The sequence below is a fragment of the Xanthomonas sp. 10-10 genome, from assembly GCF_040182365.1.
In the GTDB taxonomy this organism is placed as follows: domain Bacteria; phylum Pseudomonadota; class Gammaproteobacteria; order Xanthomonadales; family Xanthomonadaceae; genus Xanthomonas; species Xanthomonas arboricola_F.
The window spans coordinates 4,441,049-4,460,407 of record NZ_CP144460.1 but is presented as its reverse complement, the minus strand read 5'-3'; the positions used below and the strand labels follow the sequence as shown (position 1 = coordinate 4,460,407).

The window sequence follows — 19,359 nt, the reverse complement described above, 5'->3', positions numbered from 1 at the left end:
CGCGAACTGCTAGCTCTGGCTCATTCCGATCGTCGCCAGCATGATCACCACGACCACGATCGACAGCACCAGCATCACCCCGTAGATGGCCAGCACCACGATCGACACCGTGTCCAGGCCGCGCGACTGCAGCTCCGGACGGTCGGTGAAGGCCCAGCGGTCCACGACCAGGGTGTCGCAGATCTTGTCGTGCGGCGTCTGCTTGCGTTGCGACATGCCGGCCATGAACGCCGCCACCACTGCGCCGATGCCCAGCGTGAGTACGCTGATCAGCATATAGGCCAGATAGCGCAGCACATTGCGCCAGAACCCGACCCGCGCCCCGTTGCTGTCCGCTCGCACCACCTTGATGCCGCAGGCGAGCTTGCCCAGGCTGGCCTGAAGCCGGCTGGACTGCATCCAGGCGAAATACAGCGTGGGGATGGCCAGACCGATGCCGTAGGACATCACCACGATGGCGATGCCCAGCGCGCTGCCGTCGTCCAGCGTCGAGGCCGAATCGCCGAGGCTGCTGCCGAACGCCACCACAAACACCAGCGGGATGACGATCAGGTAGACCGCGAAGGTGGTCACCAGGCTGTCCAGGATGCTGGCCGCCACACGCCGCCATAGCCCTGCGTACACCACCGGCGCGTCATGGGCGATGGCAGCAGCAGCCGGCGATGCGGCTACCGGGGTCTCCCAGGCGCTCGGCAACGGCGCTGCAGCAGCTGGCGGCACCGTCTCGGTCGGCGCCGGAGCCGGCGTTGTCGGGGCGGGCTGCGCGGAAACGTCCGCGGCGTTGGTTGGCGAACCGGACCAGGACGTGGTTTCCGTGGGTGCAGCCGGCGCGCCGGAGGAATCCGGGTCATAGTCGGCCGTTGTGTGGTGGTCCCGCAGCGCGGGGTCAGCCAGTTCAGCTGAGGCCGGCATCACGGTTGTCCCAAACGGCGTGTCGGTTGCCGGCGTCGCTGCCTGGGGCGACGGTTCGGCAGCAGCAGCGGCCCATTGCGCGGAGTCGGCGGGTGCGGCCACCGGCGAATACACTGGCGGCTCCGTGGTGGCAAGGCCTGCCGCGTCGACACCCAGTTCGGACGCGACCTCGCTCAGGGTGACCCACTGCGGCAGGCCTTCGCGCCAGACCAGGCTGGTACGGTCGATGATGCCCTGCGACAGGCGTGCGGCCAGGGTTTCCGTGTCGACCGGGCCCTGGCGTTGCCGCTGTGCGTCGGCGTAATACCACTGCGTCATGATGTCCCCTTGGGTGATGCGTTGTGCGTGCGGCGACCGGTCAGCCGCGGCAATTTTGCGGAAGTTGGTTGTCGTCGATCTCGGAACTGCACTGCCAGGTGCCGGCATCCGCATCCAGATCCAGCCACAGTGCCTTGCCATCGATCCTGGGCGAGCCCGGCGCATGCAGCAGCGCCTCGATGCCGCAGGCGCTTGTATCGAAACGACCGATCTGCACGCTGGCCAGGATGCCGGTTGCGTAGTGCTCAGGTGTCTGGAAGCCGGTATCGCCGTTCTCCGGGCAGCGGCCTTGGCTCGCGAGAAACTCGGCGATCTGTGGCTTCAGCGGCGCCAATGCGGCAACCGCCTCGGCCACCTTGGCGCGGTTCTGATAATCCTTGTAGGCCGGTAGTGCGATCGCCGCGAGGATGCCGATCATCGCTACGACGACGAACAGGCCGGCCACCGCGCCCAGCACCAACAGCAGCGGCCACGCCGGCGCCTTGGCCGGCTGGTGCAGGTGCGGTGCAGGTGGTGTGGCGAGTGGGGTCCCTGCTGCCACTGGGGTCCCTGCTGCCACCGGCAATGGCGGCGGGGCCGCCGCCGCGTGCAGATCGGTGGAAATTGGCGGGCCCAGCGTGTCGGCGCAGGCCGACAACGGCAGCCACTGGTCCAGGCCTTCGCGCCAGACCAGCGTGTCCAGGGCGATCTGCCGATCGCGATACAGGCCCAGCAGGACCGCATCGGTCACCGGGCCACGCCGCTGGCGGTTGCCCTCGGCGTAATACCAACTGCTCATCCCCGTCCCCTCGCACGCACGTCCGTGGCGGCTTCAGCCCTCAGTGTACGGGTTCAGGCTCGTCCAGGAACATCTGGGTTTCCATCCAGGCATAGGCCGCTTCTGCGCCCGGCTGATTGAACAACACCATCAGCACCACCCATTTGAGGTCGTCCAGATCCAGCTCGTCCTGGTCCAACGCCATGGCGCGGTCCAGTACCAACTCGCGCTGGTCGGCATCGAGAATGCGGTGTTGCTCGAGGAACAGCAGAAATCCACGGCAATCGACATCGAGCTTGTCCAGCTCCGGGCCATGATAGATGCGCACGGGGCCATCGACATGCGGGCGCGCGACACTGGGACGCTGCTCGGAGAGCGCATCCAGCCAGTCGAACGCCTTGCTGATTTCTGCGGGACTGAAGCCGGCCTGGATCAGGCCATTCTGAAGCGAGTCACGGTCACGGACCAGGTCCGCGTCTTCGCTGAAATAATGTTCAAACAGGTACAGCAGTACATCGAGAATGCTCTCTTTCATTGCCCCTCGGCCTGCGTCGCGCGACGCTGTGGAGGTGAAGAAACTAGGGATTGCGGGTATAGCGACCGTGCTCGGTGACCACGTCTCCCTCCAGTTCCATGATGAGCAGCATGGAGGACAGCGCGGCGGCCGTCAATCCGGTGCGTTCGACCAGGGAATCCATAGGGGTTGGGTCGTGGCCCAGCGCCTGCCACAAGCGCTGGTAGTCGGGGTCCGGGCGCGTGGAGGTGGTGGTGCGCGTCGTCCTGGGCATCTGAGTGGGGGCGGCCAGGCGCTCGCGCAAGGCAGTGGCCAATTCGCCCGACAGCAGTTGCAGTCCTTCGGTGACCTGGGCCGGCTCCTGCGCCAGCGTCGCGCCCTGGCGGATCAGGTGGTGGCAGCCGCGCGCGAGCGGGTTGTGCAGCGAGCCGGGCAGGGCGAATACCTCGCGCCCGGCCTCGGCCGCCAGGCGCGCGGTGATCAGCGCGCCCGAGCGCATCGCTGCCTCGACCACCAGGGTACCCAGCGCCAGCCCGGCAATGATCCGGTTGCGGGCCGGGAAATGCGCAGCGACCGGCCCGGTGCCAGGCAGATATTCGCTGACCACCGCACCACGTGCGGCGATGCGATCGCGTAATGCCCGGTGATGCGCGGGATAGGCCACGTCGGCCCCGGTGCCCACCACCGCCACAGTGATGCCGCCAGGCTGGGCAAGTGCGGCTTCATGCGCGATCGCGTCCACGCCGGCGGCCATGCCGCTGACGATGCCCAGCCCTGCAGCTGCCAGGCTCGATGCGAAGGCGCGGGTGTGATCGCGTCCGCCGGCGGTGGCGGAGCGGCTGCCGACCACCGCCACGCCGGGATGCCACGGCGCATTGGGGTCGCCGTCCACGAACAGCGCCAGCGGCGGGTTGACGATGTGGCGCAGCAGCGCCGGATAGTCCGGGTCTTGCCAGCCGATCAGATGGTGGTTGGGCTGTTCGCACCAGCGCAGCGCGGCATCCATCGTTTGCGGGTCAGGCGACTGCAGCCGTTCCGATTGCAGCTCGTCGCAGCCGGCTGCGCGCCAGGCGGCGGGCCCGGCAGTCAGGATGTCGGACGCGGTGGCACAGGCGCTCATCAGTGCGCGACGCGGCGGACTGCGGCCGCCCGCCAGCAGCAATATGAGCAATGCGCGCAGATCGGGAGAAGTGGGGGCCATGCGCACAGCCTGGGCCGCAAACGACGACGGCGCCCTCAGGCGCCGTCGCGTTGGACCATCGGAGTTTCCGATTACTGCGCGTCAGGATGCTTGACGAAGTAACCCAGGCCGGTCGGCTTGACGCTTTCCATCACCAGCGCATAGCTGACCTTGTCGAAGGTGCGGAACACCATCGCGTGTGAGGCATATTCGTCGGGCAGGCCGACAGTGGAGCCGGACGGGCCGCTGAAATCGTCATCGGCGCGCGAGAAGCGCGAATGCTTGACGCGGTCGCTGACGGTGCGGCCCTTGCGCCAGATCGAGAACACCGTGCCGTTGTTGATGCCCTCGCGCGCGCCACCGGAAATGGCGATCACATCGCGGGTGCCGCCAACGGTGAAGGCGTCGGAAATGGCCAGCACCCGCAGCTCGGTCTGCAACGCCTGTTCGGACGGCGGATGCGGGATGAACTGCAGATCGTAAGGCTGCGCTTCCACGGCCACGATCCGGTCGCCGGCGCGCACTTCGCGGCCGCTGTCCTGCAGCAGCAGGGTCGCCGCCTTGGAGTTGCCGCCTGCCGCGCTGCGGGTGATGGTGCCGATGTTGACCTGGGTCAGCTCGTAGCCGAGGAATTCACGGCGCGTGCTCGGTGCCGCGTAGAACTTCCACAGCGAACCCGACCCTGGCAGCGTGTCGCCGGCGGCATCCAGGTCTTCGTTGTGCTTGGGCAGGCTGAACTTCACGGTCGGGCGCACCACCGCAAAGCGCTGGCCTGGCTGTGCATCGTCCAGGCCGACCACATACGCGATCTGCTCGGCAGATGCGCGCAGGCGATTGCCTTCCAGGCCGACCACATAGGGCAGTTGATCGAAGTCTTCCACCACGCGCAGGTTCTTCAGGAACGGCTCGACATCGGCCAGCGGAATCGCATTGATCGGCGCTTCCTGACGCGGGCCGGGCTGGATCGTGCCCTTGCCGACGCGGTCCAGGTAGGCCAGGCTGATCACGTCACCCGGATAGATCAGGTGCGGATTCTGGATCTGTGGATTGGCCTGCCAGATTTCCGGCCACAGCCATGGTTTTTGCAGGAAACGCCCAGCAATGTCCCAAAGGGTGTCCCCCTTGCGGACCACATAGGTGTCTGGATGCTCGCCCACCGCTTGCGCGGCAGCGTAGGTCGCGACGGTCAGCATCGCCGCAGCGACGACCGTACGAAGTCGGTTCAACATGAGTGCCTTCTTGCCTGATTCCCCAACAGGTCTGCGCACTATAGTCCAGAAACCGGGGCGCCACGCAAGCATTGCGCTAGAATGACACCGTCTTGCCGGCGCCGCGCCGGTGTTCCCAGTCGGGTAACCCCATGGCTTTGCTCCCTATTCTCGAATTTCCCGATCCGCGGCTGCGCACCAAGGCCGTGCCGGTCGATGCGGCCGACGTCGCCAGCCCGGCGTTCCAGACGCTGCTGGACGACATGTTCCAGACCATGTACGAGGCGCCCGGCATTGGCCTGGCCGCCAGTCAGGTGGACGTGCACAAGCGCTTCATGGTGATCGACGTCAGCGAGGAAAAAAACGCCCCGCAGGTGTTCATCAACCCGGAAATCGTCACCAGGCAGGGCGAGCAGGTGTATCAGGAAGGCTGCCTGTCGGTGCCTGGCATCTTTGCCGATGTCAGCCGCGCCGATGCGATCACCGTGCGCTACCTGGACCGCCAGGGCAAGCCGCAGGAACTGAGTACCGAGGGCCTGCTGGCGGTGTGCATCCAGCACGAGATGGACCACCTGGACGGCAAGCTGTTCGTGGATTACCTGTCCCCGCTCAAGCGCGAAATGGTGCGCAAGAAGCTGGCCAAGATGCGCAAGCATGTGGCTTGAGGGCGGGGATTGGGGATTTGTGATTCGGGATTGGCGAAAGCGGGTTCTTGCTGGTCTTTGAGTCTGCCGTTTCAAATCTCCGGGCGCGGATCCTGGTGTGATCTGTTTCTTGGCGCGAGTCGTCCAATCGCCATCGCCCCAGTCCGCGTGCGCAGAGTCTTGAGACCCGGGATTTTGGACTGGATAAGCCGCTGCCCGTCGCGGTTATCGAAGTGCTGTTTGCAACCCCCGCGTCTCACCGCGCCTATCGATGCCGGGCAATGCCGCTTTCGGCGCCAGTGGCCAAACCTGCCCACGCAATTGTCCACCCCATCTATCGGTTCCACGCCGCTACCGTCCCGGCCAGCACATCCGCCGTTGCGAATCCCCAATCCCTACTCCCAAATCCCAGCCCTATGAGAATTGTCTTCGCCGGTACGCCCGACTTCGCTGTCGCCTCGTTGCGCGCTGCTGCGCAGCGGCATGAAGTGGTGGCGGTCTACACCCAGCCGGACCGGCCAGCCGGCCGCGGTCGCGGGCTGACGCCCTCGCCGGTGAAGCTGGAGGCGATCGCGCGCGGCATTCCCGTGTACCAGCCGCAGACGCTGCGCTCGCCCGAGGCCCTGGCCACGCTGCGCGGGCTCAATGCCGATCTGATGGTGGTGGTGGCTTACGGGTTGATCCTGCCCAAGGCGGTGCTGGCCGCGCCGACCCACGGCTGCTGGAACGTGCATGCCTCGTTGCTGCCGCGCTGGCGTGGCGCCGCCCCGATCCAGCGCGCGATCGAGGCCGGCGATGCCGAGACCGGCGTGTGCCTGATGCAGATGGAAGCCGGGCTGGACACCGGCCCGGTGCTGCTGTCCCAGCGCATCGAGATCGGCGAGCAGGAAACCGGCGGCCAACTGCATGACCGCCTGGCCGCGCTCGGCGCGCAGGTGCTGTCCGATGGCCTGGGGCTGCTGCGCGCCGGCATCCGCCCGGTGGCGCAGCCGCAGCCGGCGGAGGGCGTGACCTACGCGCACAAGCTGGACAAGGCACAGGCGCGGCTGGACTGGGCGCAGCCGGCGCAGGAGCTGGCGCGTCGCGTGCGTGCGTTCAATCCGTGGCCGGTGGCCGAAGCCACGCTGGCCGGCGAGCGGGTGCGTCTGCATGGCGCCGTTGCGCTCGACCTCGCCCATCAACAGCCGCCGGGTACCTTGCTGGCCGCCAGCAAGCAGGGCATCGACATCGCCTGCGGGCAGGGCGCGCTGCGGGTGCGCGTGTTGCAGCGTGAGGGCGGCAAGGCGATCACCGCCGCCGATTACCTCAACGCGCGCCGCGACCTGCCGGCGTTGCGCTGATGGCCGCCGACACGACGGCGGCCGGCGTCGCCTCGCGGCTAGTGGCAGCAAACGTACTCACGGCGGTGTTCGACCAGGGGCGTTCGTTGAAGGCCGAGCTGGCCGCGGCGCTGCCCGGCGTTGCCGATCCACGCGACCGCGCGCTGGTGGAGGCGATCTGCTTTGCGGTGCTGCGCCGCCGTCCGGCCTATGAGGTGGCATTGCGGCAATGGCTGGAACGCCCGTTGCCGCCGCGCGATGCCGAACTGAAAGCGCTGCTGATGGCCGGCTTCGCCCAGCTCGACGTGCTGCAACTGCCCGCGCATGCGGCGTTGTCGGCCACCGTGGAGGCATGCCGTGCGCTGGGCCGGCCGCGGCAGGCCGGCATGGTCAACGCGATCCTGCGGCGTGCGCAGCGCGAGGGCTTTCCGGCGGTGTCCGACGATGCGGGTTGGCCGTCGTGGTTGCGCAAGCAGCTGCGTGCCGATTGGGGCGCGCAGGCCGAGGCGATCTTCGTCGCAAGCGCGCAGATGGCCCCGATGTGGCTGCGCGTGCATCGCGGGCGTACCGATCCCGCCGCCTACGTGGCGCGGCTGGCAGAGGCGGGCATTGGTGCACAGACCGACACGGTGCTGCCCGATGCCGTTCGGTTGCAGGAGGCGGTGCCGGTCAGCCAGTTGCCCGGCTTTGCCGGCGGCGATGTCTCGGTGCAGGATGGCTCCGCGCAGCAGGTCGCCGATGCGCTGACGCTGGCGCCCTCGGCACGCGTGCTCGATGCCTGCGCTGCACCCGGCGGCAAGGCGGCGCATCTGCTCGAGCGCCATCACCGATTGCAGCTCACCGCGCTGGATGTGGATGCACGCCGCCTGGAGCGCGTGCAGCAGACCTTGCAGCGCACCGTGCCGGAGGCGCAGGTCGCGTTGCATGCGGCCGATGCCGCCGACACCGCGGCATGGTGGGACGACCAGCCGTTCGATGCAGTGCTGCTGGATGCGCCATGTTCAGCGACCGGCGTGGTGCGGCGTCAGCCGGATGTGCTGTTGCATCGCCGCGCCGACGATATCGATGCCTTGTGCGCGCTGCAGGCGCGGCTGCTGGATGCGAGCTGGCGCACGTTGCGTCCGGGCGGCCAGCTGCTCTACACCACCTGCTCGCTGCTGGCGCGCGAGAACCAGGCGCAGGTCCAGGCCTTCCTGCAGCGCACGCCCGATGCGCAGGCGCAGCCCCTGGGTGCGCACTTCGGCCATGCGGCAGGCCCGGGACGGCAGCGTTTTCCCGGCGAGCAGCACTGCGACGGTTTCTTCTACGCGCTTTTGCTAAAAGCCTCCTGACCGCGCGCCGCGTCCGCCGCGCCCCTCTCGCGTCCCATTGCCACCCGCCATGCTCAAGACCCGTGCCTCGAAGGATGTTTGGTTGCTGGCCATCACTGCAGTGCTGGTGATCGGCGCCGGGCTGGGCCTGCGCGACCCCTGGCCCTCGGACGAGCCGCGCTTTGCGCTGGTCGCCAAGCAGATGGTGCTGAGCGGGGACTGGTTGTTCCCGCATCGCGGCAACGAGCTGTATTCGGACAAGCCGCCGATGCTGATGTGGCTGCAGGCGCTGTTCTATACGCTGCTGGGCAACTGGCGTGTCGCGTTCCTGCTGCCGTCGCTGCTGGCGGCGCTGGGCACGCTGGCCTGCGTCTATGACCTGGGCCGGCGGCTGTGGACCCCGCGGGTGGGGGCGTATGCCGCGTGGATGCTGCTGTTCACCCTGCACTTCACCTTCCAGGCCAAGAAGGCGCAGATCGATCCGCTGGTGGTGTTCTGGATCACCCTGGCCAATTACGGGCTGCTGCGGCATCTGTTGACGGGCCCGGCCTGGCGCTGGTGGACGTTGGGATGGTTTGCCGCCGGGCTGGGCGTGATCACCAAGGGCGTGGGCATCATCGCGCTGTTGATGCTGATCCCGGCCGGCATTGCCGCCGCACGCGGCTGGCCGGGTGTGCGCATGCATGTGCGCGACCGCCGCTTCTGGCTCGGGCCGCTGTTCTTCTTCGTCGCGATCGCGCTGTGGTTCGTGCCGATGATGATCACCGCGCTCACCGCCGGCCAGCCCGAATACCGCGTGTATCTCAACGACATCCTGCTGCGCCAGACCGCCAAGCGCTACGCCAGTTCCTGGGACCACGCGCAGCCGGTCTGGTACCACCTGCAAAGCATGGCCACGATGTGGATGCCCACCATCCTGCTGTTGCCGTGGGCGATTCCGGCGTGGCGGCGGCGGTTGCGCCGGCGCGATGCGCGCTATCTGCTGCCGTTGGCGTGGTGGCTGCTGGTACTGGTGTTCTTCACCATCCCCAACGGCAAGCGCGATGTCTACATCCTGCCGGCGCTGCCGATGTTCTGCCTGGCGCTGGCGCCGCTGGCTGCGGGCCTGCTGCGCCGGGCCGGGGTGCAGCGGGTGCTGTTCGGTTTTGCGCTGCTGTTGACCGTTGCATTTGCCGCAGGCGGGGCGGCGATGCTGATCGGCCACCCGGGATTCGAGCAGAAGATCATGGACAGCCGCGGCGTCGGCAGCGAAGCCACCGACCCGCTGGGCTGGCTGCTGCTGGCGGTGGGCACCTGGGGCGTGGCCAGCCTGCTGCTGTTGCGCGTGCGCCGCTCCGCGCTGGCGGTGGTGTCGCTGCTGGGCGCGTGGTGGGTGGCGTTCGGGCTGGTCTGCTACCCGATCTTCAACGAGTCCAGTTCGGCCGGCGCGGTGATGCGCGAGGCCGGGCGCCGTATCGGCCCGGAGGCCCAGCTCGGCCTGGTGGCCTGGAAGGAGCAGAACCTGCTGATGGCCGACCGCCCGGCGCAGACCTTTGGCTTCAAGGTGCCATGGGAAGAACAGTTGCGACGTGGCGTGGCCTGGCAGTCAGCGCAACCGGGCCAGCGTTGGCTGCTTGCTCAGGAGACGGCGCTGCTGGGCTGCTTGGACCGCAGCCGCAGCCAGCTGGTCGGTGTGGCCAACCGGCGGCGCTGGTGGCTGGTGCCGGCCGATGCCGTTCAGGGCGACTGCGTGGCCAGTTCCACGGAGAAGGCGGTCGAGGAAAAGGAGCAGGGCAACCTGGACGTCGAATGAGTCCTTCACGCGCGCAGTTCAGGTCCTGCCCGCATCACCCCAAAGCAGTGGCCGGCTGTTGTCTAGCAGGCATTCATGCGGGACATCGTTAGCTTGGCCCGCGTCGCCGACGCGCCGTGCCTGTCCTGTCTCCTTTCGCCACCGATCTTTCGATGAATTCATTGCGCACCCAGCCCGCATCGCTTCCGCAATCCGTACCCGTCGCATCGCGCGCGGGCGTGGGCATTGCCGAGCTGGGCGTGTTTACGCTGACCGCGCTGGTGGTGAGCATGCCCAGCGGGTTGCTGCCGTTCGGCGTGTGCCTGTTGCTTGGCTCGCTGGTCGGCTGGCGTAGCCTGCGTGCCGGTATCTCGGCTCGCAGCGGCGCGTTGCGCGCGGTGGGCTGGCTGACGGTGGCGGTGATTGCGATGTCGCTGCTGTCGATCGTCTTGTTCGAGCACGGCCTGCGCGATGTGGGCAACCGCTCGCGGTTTCTGGTGCTGCCCTGGGCGGCGCTATGGGCCTATGCGTTGCAGCCGCGCCAGGTCTGGCTGTGGCGAGGTGCATTGACCGGTGTGTTTGCAGCCATGCTGATCGCATTGCTGCAGGTGGTGAAGGGTGCCGACCGTGCGGAAGGCTTTACCAACGCGATTGTCTTCGCCGATATCGCAATGATGTTGCTGGTGGTGGTGGCGTTCTGCCGGCCAACCGGCGGCGTGCGCTGGCTGGTGGGCGCGGCGCTCGCCACGCTGCTGGTCATCGTGCTGAGCGGCAGTCGCGGCGTGTGGCTGGCGTTGCTGGCCACCGTGGGCGTGCTGGCCTGGGGCGCGCCGTGGCATAGCGCGCGCATGCGGCTGCTGACCTTCGTCGGCGGTGCGGTACTGGCGGTGGGCGTGGTCGCCAGCGTGCCTGCGTTGACCGATCAAATGCGCCTGGGCGAATTGCAAAGCGATCTGCAGCGCTACGAAGTCGGCGACAGCGATTCGTCCGCCGGTGCCCGTATCGAGCGTCTGCATGTGGCCTGGGACACCGTGCTTGCGCATCCTTTGACCGGCGTCGGCGTAGGCCGTTTCGACGATGCGATGCATGAGCTGCCGGTGTGTGCTGCGGATAACGCGCTGCTCCGCTGTCATCTGGGCCACGCGCACAACGATGTGGCCGAATGGGCCGCAACCCAGGGCGTGCCGGGCCTGTTGCTGCTGATTGCGGTGTATGGGGTGCCGCTGTGGGTATTCGTGCGCTTGCATCGGCGTAGCGGGCACGTGCAGTTCCGCGGGCCGGCGGCGGCCGGGGTGATGCTGGTGATCAGTTATGCCCTGTGCGGGTTGACCCAGTCGATGTTCGCGCACCAGGTGTCGGCGAGCTTCTATTCGGCGCTGGTGGGTGTTCTGGTAGGTCTGGCAGCGCGCCAGGCGCAGCCAGCGATGCCGAAGGCGGTCAGCAACCCGTCATGAGCGGTCGGGTGGGCGCTTAGCGAATTGCGAGCCTGGTTGCCTGGTAGCGGCCCATATCCCTGGCAAGCGGTCGAGCAACTGGCCGCCCATGCGAAGTGCCCCATGCGTAGTACGGGCATGCCAATTGGCACCACCGGTCGCCCCGCCTGACAGTGGCGCAGTTGTAGTGCCGGCTAAGCCCGGTCGCTGCGTCGATCCACGGCGCGTGGCGGGTCCTGCACCGGCTGGTTGCGCTGCAGCAGCCACAGCATGATGGTCTTCTGGCGCACGTAATTGGCGCGCACATAGGCGTAGATCAGCCCATGCCAGCCATCGCGAAACCCGCCGCGCAGCAGATAGCCGCGCCAGAAGCGCCAGGCCGGCGCCAACACCAGCTTGCTCCAGGTCGCACGCTTGCCGCGGGCGTAGTCGTGCTCGGCCATCATCTGCGCGTAGCGCTGGGTCTTGGCCAGCTGCTGCATCAGCGATCGGTAGGGGTAGTGGATCAGGTCGCCGCGCAAGGTGGCCACAGCACCATCGACACTGGCCGCCTCATGGATCTCGCGCTTGCCGCGCCAGCCGCCGCGGCGTCGGTCGAACAGGCGCAGCACGCGGTCCGGGTACGCATTGCCGTGGCGCAGGAAGCGGCCGAAATACTCGGAGAGCCGCGCAAAACGGTAGCCGGCCGCGTCGGCAAAGCCGGCATCGCGCGCGGCGAGGATCGCTGCACGCAGGCCGTCGCTGATGCGCTCGTCCGCATCCAGGCACAGCACCCAGTCGTGGCTGGCCTGCGCCACGCAATACGCCTTCTGGCTGCGGTAGCCGTCGAAGACGCGTTGCAGCACGCGCGCGCCGTGCGCGCCGGCGATGTCTGCAGTGGCGTCGGTGGAACCGGAGTCCACCACCACGATCTCATCGCAGAACGCCAGCGAAGTCAGGCAGTCGCGTAGGCGATCGGCCTCGTTGAACGCGATAATGCAGGCGCTGATGCAAGGCCGTTCGTCGGGTGCGGTCGAAGAGGACATGTGATGGCCGATTACCTGCTGTTCGCAACGGAACGTTACGCGTTGCCTATTCTGGCGCCATTGGCGCAGGCATTACAGGCCCGCGGCGACACCGTTGCCGCCTGGTACGAGGGCGGCGCGCGCGGGCTGGTGCTGCCGGACGTGCGCGAAGTGGGGTTGCGCGAGGCGCTGGCGCTGCGTCCGCGCGCGGTATTCAGTGCGGCCAACTGGGTGCCGCCGTTTGTCTCCGGCGCCAAGGTGCAGCTCTTCCACGGCTTCAACGTGCAAAAGCGCGAGGACAATCGTGGCCACTTTCGCGTGCGCGGCTTGTTCGATCTGTACTGCACGCAAGGCCCGGCCACCACTGCGCCGTTTCGTGCGCTGGCGACGCGCGAAGGCCATTTTGCGGTGGTGGAAACCGGCTGGCCCAAGCTCGACCCGGTGTTCCGCGATGACGGCGGGCACAGCGCCGCACTGCGTACGCCCGCCAACGGGCGGCCGGTGATCCTGTTCGGTTCCACCTTTACCGAGCGGCTCAGCGCGGCACCTGCGTTGTACGAGGAAATCGCTGCCGATATCGCCCGCGGTGCGCACTACTGGCTGCTCACCCTGCATCCCAAATGTGCGCCGGAGCTGTTCGACCGCTATCGCGCGCTGGCCGGTGCCAATGCGCGGTTTGTCGAGTCCGAAGAGGTCGTGGCGGCGCAGCGTGCGGCCGATGTGCTGGTCTCCGATACCTCATCGATCGTCTCCGAGTTCGTGGTGCAGCACAAACCGGTGGTGACCTTCCGCAACCGCGTGCCGCAGCCGCATATGCTCGACTTTCAGCAGCCGGCGCAGTTGCCGCAGCAGCTGGCGCGCGCGCTGGCGCCGGATGCCGCGTTGCACAGCGCACTGGCCGCCTATGCCGATGCGATCCACCCGTATCGCGACGGGCATTCGTCCGAACGGGTGATCGCCGCCACCGAAGCGTTCATTGCCGGCAAGCTCGGCACGCTGCGACGCAAGCCGCTGGGCGCCTTGTGGCGAGGCCTTCAGATTCGCCGCGAGCTTGGATACTGGGGCCCGGCGCAGCATTGATCGCTGCTGGTCGATCGCTGACGAGATAGCGCTGCCAACAGCAACGTCCACCCAATCCCGATTCCCGATCACCAGCGCAGCTTGCGCCGTGCCAGTGCGGCGCCCAGTTGCGTCTGCAGCGCCTGCGCTTGCGCCAATGGCACAAAGCGCAGGCGCAGCGCCGGGCCGGTGGTGCTGGCACCGGCGGTGTCCAGCCACAGCGTGGCGGTGCCGGTCAGGCGATCCAGCGGCGAGCGTTGCAGCTGCAGCGCCTGCAGCTTGTCCAGTTCGGCCAGTCGCCACCAGCGCTTCCACCAGCCGCCGCGCACCGCCACGTAGCGCGCATCCACTGCATAGCCCATGCGCTGCACCTGGCGATGCGCCTTGAAGGCGCTCCACGGCAGCCACAGCAGCAACCACGCCGCCTGGCTGCCGAACTGCCACGCCAGCCCGGCAACCAGCGGCAGCAACATCAGCAGCGTCGGCAGGCTCAGCCGCCACCAGCAATGCGTTGCGATCGCCTGCCACTGCGCCGGCGGCCAGGCAATGCCGGGCAGCAGATGCTGCAGCAAGGCATCGCAGCGCTGCGGCTCTGCGATCGGTGCCAGCTCCTTCAACGCGCTGTCGCGGTTGTCGCCGGCGCTGGCCACGGCGGTGTCCACGCGCAGCTGGCGGCGGCCGAACAGGCGATGCAGGCGGCTTTCGTACACCGTCCACGACTGGATCCGCCGCAGCGCCACGCTGCTGCGGATCCGCGTCAGCAGACCGCGCTCCACGGTGAGGCGTCGCTCCGATTCGCTGAGATGAAAGCCGTGGTATTGCGCCACCGCCAGGGCCACCGACAGCGCACGCATGGCCAGCAGCACCGCCATGGCAGCGATCGCCACCAGGACCGTGGTCACCGCCGCGCCCGGATGGACCTGGCTGACATAGCGGTAGGCGAGCTCGCCATTGGTCTCGATAAAGCTGGATGCCACGCGGCGCGGAATCATCTGATAGATCACGCCGAAACTGGCAGCCACCACCACCATGCCGCGGTTGGAGATCAGGCCCAGCCGGATCACTTCGCCCAGCGGAAGACGCAGCAAGGTGGTGCGGTCGTCGTCCTGCACCACCGCCGCATCGACGTGGTGGGCGCGGCGCCGTATCAGATCTTCCAGCGCCAGGGCCTGGTCCAGCCGCAGCACGCGCATTTCCGCCTCGGGCTTGTGCCCGCCGGCCGACTCCAGCCGCACTTCCGCCACGCCGGCCAGCCGGTGCAGCAGCGATTGATGCACCACCACGTTGTGGATACGCGCGAACGGAATATCGCGTCGGCTGCGCTCCAGCAGGCCGCTGCGGATCGCCACGCTGTCTTGCCCGATCCGATAGCGGTAGGTGAAGTAACGCAGCACCGAAATCGCGACCAGCATTGCGATCACCGCTGCGGTGGCGATGTGGTCGGTGAAATCGCGGCTGCCGTCGCGGCTGCCGAACACGGCCAGGGCGACCAACGGGATCAGGAACTGGCGGATCTGCTGCAGCAGCACGAACACCCACGACAGCGGGTGCAGGCGCTGCTCGTCGTGGCCGGGGTGTTCGATGACGCTCACAGCGCGTCGTCGTGGTGATCGAGCTGGCGGGCCAGGCGGTCGCGCAGATGCTCGGCATCGGCCTGGTCCAGCCCGGACAGCGCTACCGCGTTGAGACGGCTACCGGCGGTGTGCACCACCAGCGTGGTCAGGTGCGTGGCGCGTTCGATCGGGCCGCGGCGCAGATCCACGTGCTGCACACGCGAGATCGGCACGCGGGTGTCGCTCTGCCACAGGTGCCCGCGTTGCAGCGCCAGGCCGTGCTGGTCGAGTTTCCACAGCGTGAGCCGGTGCCGTTTGACTGCCAGCCATGCGCACAGCACCGCCATCGCCACTGTCACCCCCAGCACCGCCGGCCAGTAGTGCCAGGCGTGCAGCACGGTGACAGTGACGCCGGCCGCGATCAGGCCGGCACAGCCACCGCCAAGTGCGCCGTTGACCGCCGCCACATAGGCGCCCCGGCGTGGCAACTGCTGCCAGTGCGCGTGGTCCACGGGCAGTGGCTGGGCAGGCGCGGCGCGGACCAGGATGTCGGGGTGCGGCGGTGGAGCGTCGTGCACGAGGCGGGCCTGCAGAAGCGGTGCGCAAGCATAGCCGGGCACCCGGTCAGGACGCATCCGGCATGGCCGTGGGTCGCGAGGAGCCGGATTGGACGGCTGACAGCTGTCGCCGCAGTGCCTGGGCGGACACGTTGTGTGGTCGAAGGCGGTCTTCATCACCGCGCGCGGTTGCGCCACGCATTGGAATACCCGGACCGACGGCCACGCCGATGGCGCGCAGCGATGGCCGTCGACACCAAACCTTGGCCGGGAAGCCCCCCCGCAGTGGTCAGCTCCAGGCATCGTTAGCGGATGCGCCGACGCCACACAGCGCGCCTGCGTGCCGCCGCCGTCGATCAGGCAGCCCCGCTGCCCGCGCTTACTGCGCAGCCAGAATCAGCGCATCCACATCCAGCGCATGCCCGGCGCGCGCGGCCTTGGTGCGCAGATACTGCTCGTTTTCGGGGGTGATATCGCCGGTGACCGGGATGCGGTCTTCCACCGCGATCCCGGCGGCACGCAAGCGTTCGGCCTTGGCCGGGTTGTTGGTCAGCAGCCGGATGCGACCGATCCCCAAGCCGCGCAACATCGCCACCGCGCTGCCGTAGCGGCGCTCGTCCGGGCCGAAGCCCAGCTGCGCATCGGCATCGATGGTATCCAGCCCCGCATGTTGATACCCGTAGGCGCGCATCTTGGCGGCGATGCCGGTGCCGCGGCCTTCCTGATCCAGATACAGCAGCACGCCGCCGCCCAGGTCCTTCAACTTGGCCAGGCCGTGCCGCAGCTGGTCGCCGCAGTCGCACTTGAGCGAGCCGAACAGGTCGCCGGTCAGGCAGGACGAGTGCACGCGCACCGGCACCGCGGCCGACAGGTCGGGCTGTCCCACCACGATCGCCACCTGGTCGCGCTGCGCGACGCCGCCACGGAACACCACGAATTCGCTCATGCCCAGGCCGCGCAGCGGCACCGGCGTGCGGGTAACCAGCTCGTAGCCGGCTGCGGCCGACTTGGCGCAACCGCTGCCCAGGTCGTCCAGCGCCAGCGATTGGCAGCCCGCGAAGGCGGCATGGTCGTGCACATCGCGCAGGTCCACCGCCAGCAGCGCCGGCAGCAGCAGCCCCAGCCGCGCAATCTCCACGCCGCCGGCATCCAGCGCGTCGCCAGCGGCCCAGTGCGCCGGCACCGGGGTGTCGCGCAGATAGGCCAGGGCGGCGAGCTGGTCGTAGCTGTAGTCGGCCAGCGCGACGCGTGCGCCCTGCGGCGCGGTCAGCCCCAGCACCTGCGCGCGCGTGGGCGTGACGAACAGATAGTGGCGGCCCTGCGCCGCGCGCGCGAACGCGGCATACGACTGCGCCGTGCTGCTATCGAGCGCCAGCACGGCGCGCGACTGCCCGCCCGCGGCGGTGAGCAGCACCGGCCGGCCAGCACGCAACTCGGAGGCGGCGCGCTCACAGCGGATGGCTGCCGGATCGCCGAAGGCCTGTGCGCTGGGGGAGGGGATGGGGCTGCTCATGCACGACTCCAGATGGGGATTGCCACGGCCGCTTCAAGGCGGCCGCCACCGCGCCAGTGCCGGCCGCATGCCGCCATTGTCGCGTGCTTGGCAACGGCCGGTTGCCTGCAGCGGGTGGAACGCTGCATCCAGTGGCTGCGTTTGAGTGACAGCACAGGCGCCGATTGGTTGTGCGCCGCCCGCGTTGTTCAGCGCCCGGCAATGCTTTCTAATCAGGCGATCTTTCCGTTCAGCAGACCCCATGCGCCTTATCGACTGCAATGAGTCGCGTCACGCCAGCGCGATCCTGGACATCTTCAACGAGGCCATCGCCAACTCGACCGCGTTGTACGACTACCGGCCGCGTCAGCCGGAGAGCATGGTCGGCTGGTTTGCCACCAAGCGCGCGGGCGGATTTCCGGTGATCGGCGTCGAAGATGCCGATGGCACGCTGATGGGTTTTGCCAGTTACGGCACCTTTCGCGCCTGGCCGGCGTTCAAGTACAGCGTCGAGCATTCGATCTATGTGCATCAGGACCATCGCGGCAAAGGCCTGGGGCGGGTATTGCTGCAGGCGCTGATCGCTGCGGCAGAGCAGCGTGGCGTGCACGTGCTGGTCGGTGGCATCGACGCCAGCAACCAGGCCAGCATCGCGCTGCACGAACAGTTCGGCTTCACCCATGCCGGCACCGTGCGCGAGGCCGGCTTCAAGTTCGGTCGCTGGCTGGATCTGGCGTTCTATCAACGCATTCTGGCGACGCCTGCAGACCCGCACGACGATTGATGCCCCGACCTGGCTGCCGCGCGCGATCAGGCCTGCGCGGTGTGGCGATCAGTGCGGATGCCGCTCGGTGGCGTACGGGTTGGCCTCACCGCTGCCCGGCGGGCGCAGCGTGTAGCGCTTGTAGGTCCACTGGTATTGCGCCGGGTCGCGCCGGGCGATCTGTTCGATGCCCGCGTTGAGTGCGCTGGCTGCACGTACCGGATCGGGGTCGGCCACTGCCGGGTCGGCCGGCTGCACGTGCAAGGCAAATTGCAGGTCGCCACCGGCGCGCTCGCACCAGCCGTACAGCACGATCGCGCCGGTGCGCTCGGCAAGTCGGTTGACCAGAGTCATGGTCAAGGCCGGGATGCCGAAGAACGGCGCAAACACGCCATCGCCCATCTTCGGTTGCTGGTCGGGCAGGATGCCGACCGCGCCACCGTCCTTGAGTACCTTGAACAACTGCCGCACCGCCGGGCCTTCGGCACGCACCTGGCGCACGTTGTCGCCGCCGCGCGCCAGTTGCAGAAACCCGTCTACCGCTTCGGACTCGGGCGGCCGGTACACGATGGCGATCGGGCCACGTTCGGACAGCCACTGGTTGAGCAATTCCCAGTTGCCGAAGTGCGGCGCCGCCACGATCACGCCACGCCCGGAGGCCAGCGCCGCGTCGTAGAGGTCCTGGCCATTGCGCTGCAGGCGGGCCAGATTTTCGGCCGGCGGACGGGTCCAGGTTCGCAGCACTTCCAGCGTCTGCCGCGCGGTCGAGCGCAGGATCTGTGCGTGCAACTGCGCGCGCTGCTCTGCCGGCAATTCCGGGTAGGCCAGTTCCAGGTTGCGGCGTGCCACGCGGGCTTCGCGCGCGTTGAGCTTGCGCCAGCTCCAGGCCAGCGCATCGGCCATGCGTTTGAGCAGCGGCCACGGCAGGCGGCCCACGGTGGCCGCGGTGGCATAGAGCAGGCGAGCGCGAAGATCAGGTGTCATCCGCGCAATTCTAAACAGCGTGGCCGGCGAAGGCCCGCAGGTGACAGGGCGGGCAGCGCTGGGCATGCTGCGCGGCACACTTTGCTGCCCAGGACTTTGCATGCTCGCCCTGATCCAGCGCGTCACCCGGGCCTCGGTCACCGTCGATGACCGGATCGTCGGGCAGATCGGTCCCGGGCTGCTGGCGCTGGTCGGCGTGGAGCCCGGCGACAGCGATGCGCAGATCCGGCGCCTGGCCGAGCGCCTGCTCAGCTACCGGGTATTCGGCGACGACGCCGGCAAGATGAATCGCTCACTCACCGATACCGGCGGCGGTCTGCTGCTGGTCAGCCAGTTCACGCTCGCGGCCGACACCAGCTCCGGCAACCGCCCGGGCTTCAGCACTGCGGCGCCACCGCAGGAGGCTGAACGGGCGTTCAATCAATTGGTGGCGATCTGCCGCGAAAAACATCGCGGAGGGGTGGAAACCGGGCGCTTCGGTGCCCATATGGTTGTCGACCTGGTCAACGACGGCCCGGTGACCTTCCTTCTCAGACCCTAGCCAGCGCAGTTCTACCAGCGGTCCCGTCTTGATTCCGGCA

At 68.1% G+C, this 19,359-nt stretch carries 18 protein-coding genes; 8 read left to right on the top strand and 10 right to left on the bottom strand.

All coding sequences use genetic code 11. The features are described from left to right. Positions 1-9 precede the first annotated feature (9 nt). The 5 genes from VZ068_RS18800 to VZ068_RS18780 all read right to left on the bottom strand — a co-directional run bounded on the left by VZ068_RS18800 (position 10) and on the right by VZ068_RS18780 (position 4,910). Positions 10-1,230: an RDD family protein gene (locus VZ068_RS18800; RefSeq protein ID WP_349657755.1), complete on the bottom strand. Its 1,221-nt coding sequence runs from the start codon at positions 1,228-1,230 to the stop codon at positions 10-12. A 40-nt stretch (positions 1,231-1,270) separates the two neighbouring features. Beyond that, positions 1,271-2,008 (bottom strand): pilin, encoded by a 738-nt coding sequence (locus tag VZ068_RS18795; protein ID WP_349656148.1) that lies wholly within the window; start codon positions 2,006-2,008, stop codon positions 1,271-1,273. A 40-nt stretch (positions 2,009-2,048) separates the two neighbouring features. Further along, positions 2,049-2,522 carry a DUF494 family protein gene (locus VZ068_RS18790; protein ID WP_003484452.1) on the bottom strand — a complete coding sequence of 158 codons (474 nt, stop codon included), beginning with the start codon at positions 2,520-2,522 and terminating at the stop codon, positions 2,049-2,051. A gap of 43 nt (positions 2,523-2,565) precedes the next feature. Then, positions 2,566-3,702, bottom strand: a complete 1,137-nt coding sequence (gene dprA / locus VZ068_RS18785; protein WP_349656147.1) for a DNA-processing protein DprA — start codon at positions 3,700-3,702, stop codon at positions 2,566-2,568. A 71-nt stretch (positions 3,703-3,773) separates the two neighbouring features. Then, a complete protein-coding gene (locus VZ068_RS18780) occupies positions 3,774-4,910 on the bottom strand; it encodes a LysM peptidoglycan-binding domain-containing protein (protein WP_259163426.1) in 1,137 nt (378 codons plus the stop codon). Between the two features lie 131 nt (positions 4,911-5,041). Here VZ068_RS18780 and def point away from each other — a divergent pair, with 131 nt between their 5' ends. From def to VZ068_RS18755, 5 genes are all read left to right on the top strand, one after another. Beyond that, complete coding sequence (def, locus tag VZ068_RS18775) at positions 5,042-5,554, top strand: peptide deformylase (RefSeq protein ID WP_259156844.1); 513 nt, start codon at positions 5,042-5,044, stop codon at positions 5,552-5,554. A 395-nt stretch (positions 5,555-5,949) separates the two neighbouring features. Continuing rightward, positions 5,950-6,873, top strand: coding sequence for a methionyl-tRNA formyltransferase (gene fmt, locus VZ068_RS18770; protein ID WP_259156843.1), 924 nt, complete (start codon positions 5,950-5,952; stop codon positions 6,871-6,873). After that, positions 6,873-8,183, top strand: a complete 1,311-nt coding sequence (gene rsmB / locus VZ068_RS18765) for a 16S rRNA (cytosine(967)-C(5))-methyltransferase RsmB (protein WP_349656146.1) — start codon at positions 6,873-6,875, stop codon at positions 8,181-8,183. The genes fmt and rsmB overlap by 1 nt, the downstream gene beginning before the upstream one ends. Positions 8,184-8,232: 49 nt before the next feature. Further along, positions 8,233-9,954, top strand: a complete 1,722-nt coding sequence (locus VZ068_RS18760; protein ID WP_349656145.1) for a glycosyltransferase family 39 protein — start codon at positions 8,233-8,235, stop codon at positions 9,952-9,954. Between the two features lie 152 nt (positions 9,955-10,106). Further along, entirely contained in the window at positions 10,107-11,387 is a 1,281-nt protein-coding gene (locus VZ068_RS18755) for an O-antigen ligase (protein WP_349656144.1), read from the top strand. A gap of 173 nt (positions 11,388-11,560) precedes the next feature. On the opposite strand, the gene VZ068_RS18750 is transcribed toward VZ068_RS18755, so the two are convergent. Further along, positions 11,561-12,391, bottom strand: a complete 831-nt coding sequence (locus VZ068_RS18750; protein ID WP_349656143.1) for a glycosyltransferase family 2 protein — start codon at positions 12,389-12,391, stop codon at positions 11,561-11,563. On the opposite strand from VZ068_RS18750, the gene VZ068_RS18745 reads away from it, so the two are divergent. Then, on the top strand, positions 12,392-13,450 hold the full coding sequence (locus tag VZ068_RS18745; protein WP_349656142.1) for a CDP-glycerol glycerophosphotransferase family protein: 1,059 nt from the start codon (positions 12,392-12,394) through the stop codon (positions 13,448-13,450). Between the two features lie 68 nt (positions 13,451-13,518). Here the strand turns inward: VZ068_RS18745 and VZ068_RS18740 are convergent, their stop codons facing one another. The 3 genes from VZ068_RS18740 to ribA all read right to left on the bottom strand — a co-directional run bounded on the left by VZ068_RS18740 (position 13,519) and on the right by ribA (position 17,052). After that, a complete protein-coding gene (locus tag VZ068_RS18740) occupies positions 13,519-15,021 on the bottom strand; it encodes a PH domain-containing protein (RefSeq protein WP_349656141.1) in 1,503 nt (500 codons plus the stop codon). Next, entirely contained in the window at positions 15,018-15,617 is a 600-nt protein-coding gene (locus VZ068_RS18735; protein ID WP_349656140.1) for a PH domain-containing protein, read from the bottom strand. Before VZ068_RS18735 ends, VZ068_RS18740 begins: the two co-directional genes overlap by 4 nt. A gap of 301 nt (positions 15,618-15,918) precedes the next feature. Then, the gene (gene ribA, locus VZ068_RS18730; RefSeq protein WP_349656139.1) at positions 15,919-17,052 is read right to left on the bottom strand and encodes a GTP cyclohydrolase II RibA; all 1,134 of its coding nucleotides are present in this window, start codon (positions 17,050-17,052) and stop codon (positions 15,919-15,921) included. Between the two features lie 241 nt (positions 17,053-17,293). Here ribA and VZ068_RS18725 point away from each other — a divergent pair, with 241 nt between their 5' ends. Continuing rightward, entirely contained in the window at positions 17,294-17,815 is a 522-nt protein-coding gene (locus tag VZ068_RS18725; protein ID WP_259156834.1) for a GNAT family N-acetyltransferase, read from the top strand. A gap of 48 nt (positions 17,816-17,863) precedes the next feature. Here VZ068_RS18725 and VZ068_RS18720 read toward each other — a convergent pair whose 3' ends face one another. Beyond that, the gene (locus tag VZ068_RS18720) at positions 17,864-18,880 is read right to left on the bottom strand and encodes a lauroyl acyltransferase (protein WP_349656138.1); all 1,017 of its coding nucleotides are present in this window, start codon (positions 18,878-18,880) and stop codon (positions 17,864-17,866) included. On the opposite strand from VZ068_RS18720, the gene dtd reads away from it, so the two are divergent. Further along, on the top strand, positions 18,879-19,319 hold the full coding sequence (gene dtd / locus VZ068_RS18715; RefSeq protein WP_349656137.1) for a D-aminoacyl-tRNA deacylase: 441 nt from the start codon (positions 18,879-18,881) through the stop codon (positions 19,317-19,319). The two genes, VZ068_RS18720 and dtd, sit on opposite strands and share 2 nt — an antisense overlap. Positions 19,320-19,359 lie beyond the last annotated feature (40 nt).